We start from the raw sequence: 5,282 nt of genomic DNA on the forward strand, positions 1-5,282 counted from the left end.
GATGGCGTCGCGGGCGTCGGGGAGGATGCCCAGGTCGAGCACCTCGGCCCCGTGCTCGGCGGCCAGGGCCATCAGGCTGTAGCGGTTGGCGTCGAAGATGCCTGCCTCGGGTAATGCGTCGCCCGGGGCGGTGACCTCGTCGCCGGTGGAGAAGAGCGCTACCCGGGGGCGGCGATGAACCGCCACCTCGGCCAGCCCCAGGGAGGCGAGCAGGCCCAGCTCCGCGGCCGAGAGGCGGATACCGGCGGCCAGGGCCTGGGCCCCGCGCGGAATATCCTCACCGGCCTGGCGCACGTTCTGCCCCCGCCGCACCCGCTCGGGGCGGTCGACCGTGACCCAGGTCGCGCCATCCTCCCCCTGCACCAGGCGGAGCTGCTCGCGCATCACCACGGTGTCAGCCCCCGTCGGAAGCGGCGCCCCGGTGGTGATACCGGCGCACTCGCCCGGCGCCAGCGCCTGCGGGGGAACCTGGCCGGCCAGGATCTCGGCGACCCGACGGAAGGCAGCACTCGGCGCCCCCGTCGACGGCCAGGCCAGGGCCACGCCATCCATGGCGGCGTTGGTGCGCTGGGGCACATCGAGGAGCGAGACCGCCGCCTCGGCCAGGACCCGCCCATGGGCCAGGGCCAGGGGGACCCGTTCAGCGGGTAGCGGGCCGGCGATCAGCGACAGCACCGCCGCGCGTGCCTCCTCGGCGGCGAGCATGCGCTCGCCGAGTTCGAAGCAGGAGAGGGTCATGGCGAGACCGCCCCGGCCGACAGGAAGCGGGGCATCCGCTCGGCGGGCCAGCGGGCGGGCCAGGCGGCGATCCAGTCGGTCAAGGCCTCGAGGTCGTTGAGGTCCAGCGCCTCGATGCCCGCCGGGAGTGCGAGCCGCTCATCCGAGGCCACCGCCCGCACCCAGGGATCCTCGGCCACCCGCAGCGGCTTGCCCAGGGCGGGTCGGTGCAGCTCTAGCTTGGGCAGCGGCCAGGCCTTGAAGCCCTCCACCAGGATCAGGTCGGGGCGCTGGGTACGCACCAGCGCCACCAGGGCGGCCAGGTCGGGCTCACCCTGGTCCGGGGTCTCCATCATCAGCGCCAGCCGCGCGCGGGAGGCCACCAGCATTGGCGCCGCCCCGGCCTGGCGCAGGCGGTGGCTGTCCTTGCCGGGCTGATCCACGTCGAAGCCGTGGTGGGCATGCTTGATCACCGCCACCCGCAGGCCTCGCTCGCCCAGGCGCGGCAGCAGCTGCTCCAGCAGGGTGGTCTTGCCGGTGCCGCTCCAGGCCGCGATGCCCAGCAGCGGCAGGTCCTCGTCCAGAGGCAGCGGTGCGGAGTTGCTCGGATTCATGGGTCGGGGCTCATGGGGTCAAGGTCAGGGTCAGGGGCAGGGTCAGCGTTGATGGGATCAGGGTCAGGGGTCAGCGCTCCCGGGAGCGGGGCCTGCCGGGCAGCGCCCGCTCCAGGCGGTGCTTCTCCTCCTCGGTATTGAGGTTGGCAAAGGCCGCCGGGCAATCGGAGAAGTCCACCCGCCGCCAGGCGTGGCGGGCGTACCAGCGATCGATCTTGCGCTCGCCGGCGGCCAGCGCCGCGGCAAGGTCGTCGGCCAGACGGGTGCGGATCAGCGCCACCACCGGATGCAGGCGCTCGCCGTCCCAGGCCACCGCGATGTCGCCGTCGCCCAGGCCCGCCACCAGGCGCGCCACCAGGTCGTCGGGCAGCGCCGGGGTGTCACAGGGCACCACCAGCAGCCAGGGCGTGGCCGCGGCGCGCAGGCCACTGTAGATACCCATCAGCGGGCCCTGGAAACCCGCCTCGACGTCGACAATGACGCGGTCGGCCAGCGGCGCATAGGCCGCCAGGCTGCGATTGGCATTGATCAGCAGCTCGGCCACGCGCCCGTCCAGGCGCTCGCCAACATGGGCCACCAGCGGCCGACCCTGGAAGATTACCAGCCCCTTGTCCATGCCGCCCATGCGGCGCCCCTGGCCACCAGCCAGGATCAGGCCGGTGAGTTCATCTTGCGGGATCATGCGCCCTCCTCTGGTCTGCCCTCATGATGCCTGAGCCCGTGGCCGGGTGCCACGCTGCGCCGCCGCGCAAGTCATTGACCTGACGCGGGTCAATCACCGCCTTACCCGCGGCGGTGCGAGCCGCGATCGACCGGGCGGTATCGGGCGGGAGCGATCACGCCTGACGACGCCCCGCGCCGACTGGGCAAGGCTCCTCCCGCGCTCTTCGTCGCGGCGTGGCCAGGGTGCGCCGCAGCACCCGCCAGGCGGCCAGGCCGGCCAGCAGGTTGCCCACGGCCGCCCCGGCCGCGAGGCCCGGCAAACCCGCCAGCCAGGCGCCCAGGCCGAGGCAGGGCAGGTAGAAGAGGAACAGCCGCGCCGCGGACATCAGCATGGCGCGCAGCGGCCAGCCCAGGGCATTGCCCGCCGAGACCACGATCATGCAGACGCCGAGCGCGGCATAGCTCGGCAGCAGGAAGCGGATCAGCATGGCCAGGTCGTCGCGCACCTCGGGGTTGCCGGAAAGGGCCAGCGCCACCCAGGGGGCGGCCAGCGCCATCACCAGGCCCAGGCCCAGCTGCCATATCACGATGACCCTCAGCGCCAGGCGCATCAGGCGATGCACCTGGGCCCAGTCGCCGGCACCGTAGCAGCGCCCCAGCCAGGGGGGCAGCGACATGGTCATGGCCAGCACCACCATCAGCGACAGGGTCTCCAGACGGCTCGCCAGGCCCCAGGCCGCCACCGAGGCCTCGCCGAGGGACGCCACCACCGTGATGGCGAGCATGGCGGCCAGCGGCGGCATCAGCTGGCTGACCATGGCCGGGCCGGCGATGCCGAGGAAGGGGCGCAGCGAAACACGCAGTTCCGCGGCGAGCCCCTCCCGGGTCAGCCAGTCGGTGCGGCGGAGCCGGCGCCCCAGCACCACCAGGCCGACGCCGAAGGCGATCACCGTGGCCCAGGCCGCACCCGGCAGGCCCAGCCCGGACCAGGGGCCGAGGCCGAAGATCAGCAGCGGGTCGAGCACCAGGTTGACCAGGCTGGTTACCACCATCATCTTGCCCGGCAGGCGGGTATCGCCATGGGCCCGGAACAGGCTGTAGCCGAAGTAGAGCGCCGCCCCCAGCCAGACGGCCAGCAGCTGCGGCGCCCAGTAGCCGCGGATCAACTCGCGAGTGGCGGCATCCGCCCCCAGGGCGGTGAACACCGGCCCCTGGATCGCCCACAGCAGCAGCGCCAGCAGCGCGATGGCCCCGGCCCCCGTCAGCAGCACCAGGCTGCCCAGGCGCCTCGCCCGGGCCTCCTCGCCGGCGCCCAGGGCCCGGGAGATCAGCGCGGCGATGGCGATCCCCAGGCCCACCTGGATCCCGATGATCAGGAAGGAGAGCGGGAAGGTGAAGGACTGGGCTGCCAGCGGCGCGGTACCCAGGCGGGCGATAAAGGCGCTGTCCACTAGCTGGAAACCGAGCAGTGCCAGCACGCCGATGGCCATGGGCCAGGTCTGGCGCCAGAGGGTCGCACCGAGGGAGTCGGAGGAGCGGGCTTGCGTCACGGTAGCTCCGGTGGCTGAAGGGAGGGCGTATTGTACGCATAGGCGCTACGTAAGAACGGTTCACCAAGCCGACTGGCAACGCCCGTACGCAAGGGGGCGACGCAACAGCGGGGTGTCAGGAAGGCGGTGCCATGGCGAGCGGGCGGCTCAGCTGGAGAACACCCCGCCGCCGGTTACCACGCCGAGCAGCAGGCGCTCGATCTGTGCCGCCGCCATGGGGCGGAAGAAGTAGAAGCCCTGGACCAGGTCGACGCCCATCTCGCGGATCAGCTCGAGCTGCTCGCGATTCTCCACGCCTTCGGCCACCACCTCGAGCCCCAGCCGGTGGCCGATGAACACCGCGGCCTCCATGATCGCCCGGTCCTCGGGCCGGTTCGGCGCATCGCGCACGAAGGTCCGGTCGATCTTCAGGGCCGTGACGGGGAAGTGCTTGAGGTAGCTCAGCGACGAGTAGCCGGTGCCGAAGTCGTCGATGGCGATACGAAAGCCCCGGTGGTGGAGCCCTCGCAGCGCCGCCAGGATGACCTCGTCGGCCTCGATCAGCACATTCTCGGTCAGCTCGAGGCCGATGTCCCGGGGTCCCAGTCCATGGCGTTCCAGGCAGGCCTCGAAGCGCTGGAAGAGATCGGCCTTCTGCATCTGGCGGCCGGAGAAGTTGATGTCGATACGCTCGATCAGCAGGCCGGCATCCCGCCAGCTTGCCCGCTGGCGACAGGCCTCCTCCATCACCCAGTCGCCGATGCGGTGAATCAGCTCAGAACGCTCGGCCAGGGGGATGAACTCGGCCGGCGACACGGAGGGGCCCTCCGCCGGGGTCCAGCGCAGCAGGGCCTCGAGAGTCTCGACCCGACCGCTGACGGCCGACACCTGGGGCTGGTAGTACAGGACGAACTCCCCCTCCTCCACCGCCCGCTCCAGCCGGTCTGCGAGACGATGTTGGCGGAGCAACTCGTCGTGGAGCCGCTGGTTGAAATAGACTACCCGCCCCTGACCGTCGAGCTTGGCCCGGTTCTTGGCGACATCGGCGTTGCGGACCAGTTCGCTGGTGGTTTCCCCGTTGCCGGGAAAGATGGCGACCCCGAGACAGGCCGTCAGCTTGCAGCGACGCTCCCCCAGGCGAAACGGGGCCCGCATGACCTCCCCCACCTTGTGCACCAGACGCGGTATATCGTCCGGGTCATGGATACCGGTGAAGGCCAACACGAACTCGTCGCCGGAGACCCGCGACACGAGATCGCCGCCGCGACGATTGACGTTCAACCGTCGAGCCAGCTCCACCAGCAGCCGGTCTCCCTGGTCGTAGCCCAGGGCATCGTTGATCTCCACGAAGTGGTCGATGTCGAGATAGACCAGCACCAGGCTGGTGGCCTGGCGACGACAATCCGACAGTGCCTGATCCAGCTGCTCCTCGAAGCCGTGCCGGTTCAGCAGGTGGGTCAGGCGGTCGAAGCGAGTGGCGAAGTCCAGCTGCCGATGGGCACGCTTCTGGTCGGTGAGATCCACGTCCACGCAGAACATCAGCGGGTCGTCCGTGTGCTCGTTGAGCATCACATGGTGGGAAAAGACCGACACCGGTTCACCGCTGCGATGCAAGAGCTCCAGTTCCTCGGCCGGGATCTCTTGGCCCTGCTCGACCCAGGCACGATGGGCCTGGATGACTCCCTCCCGCATCGCCGCCGGGATGATCAGCTCCTCAAGCAGGCGGCCCTGGGCCTCCTCCGCCGTATAGCCGTAGAGG

Annotated in this window: 5 protein-coding genes; all 5 read right to left on the reverse strand. The window is 70.9% G+C overall.

The genetic code is table 11. The annotated features are described in order from the left end of the window. Positions 1–738 (reverse strand): molybdopterin molybdotransferase MoeA (locus tag J5F18_RS13165; protein ID WP_346299063.1); only part of this gene is annotated, 738 nt, incomplete at its 3' end. Then, the gene (gene mobB, locus J5F18_RS13170) at positions 735–1,331 is read right to left on the reverse strand and encodes a molybdopterin-guanine dinucleotide biosynthesis protein B (RefSeq protein ID WP_346299064.1); all 597 of its coding nucleotides are present in this window, start codon (positions 1,329–1,331) and stop codon (positions 735–737) included. The genes mobB and J5F18_RS13165, both read right to left, overlap by 4 nt. Positions 1,332–1,401: 70 nt before the next feature. Beyond that, a complete protein-coding gene (gene mobA / locus J5F18_RS13175; protein WP_346299065.1) occupies positions 1,402–2,013 on the reverse strand; it encodes a molybdenum cofactor guanylyltransferase MobA in 612 nt (203 codons plus the stop codon). Between the two features lie 154 nt (positions 2,014–2,167). Next, the gene (locus J5F18_RS13180; RefSeq protein ID WP_346302230.1) at positions 2,168–3,484 is read right to left on the reverse strand and encodes an MATE family efflux transporter; all 1,317 of its coding nucleotides are present in this window, start codon (positions 3,482–3,484) and stop codon (positions 2,168–2,170) included. Positions 3,485–3,691: 207 nt separating this feature from the next. Further along, positions 3,692–5,282, reverse strand: a 1,591-nt coding sequence (locus J5F18_RS13185; protein ID WP_346299066.1) for a bifunctional diguanylate cyclase/phosphodiesterase, incomplete at its 5' end; no start/stop codon positions are given.

Source organism: Halomonas sp. BM-2019 (genome assembly GCF_017584085.1).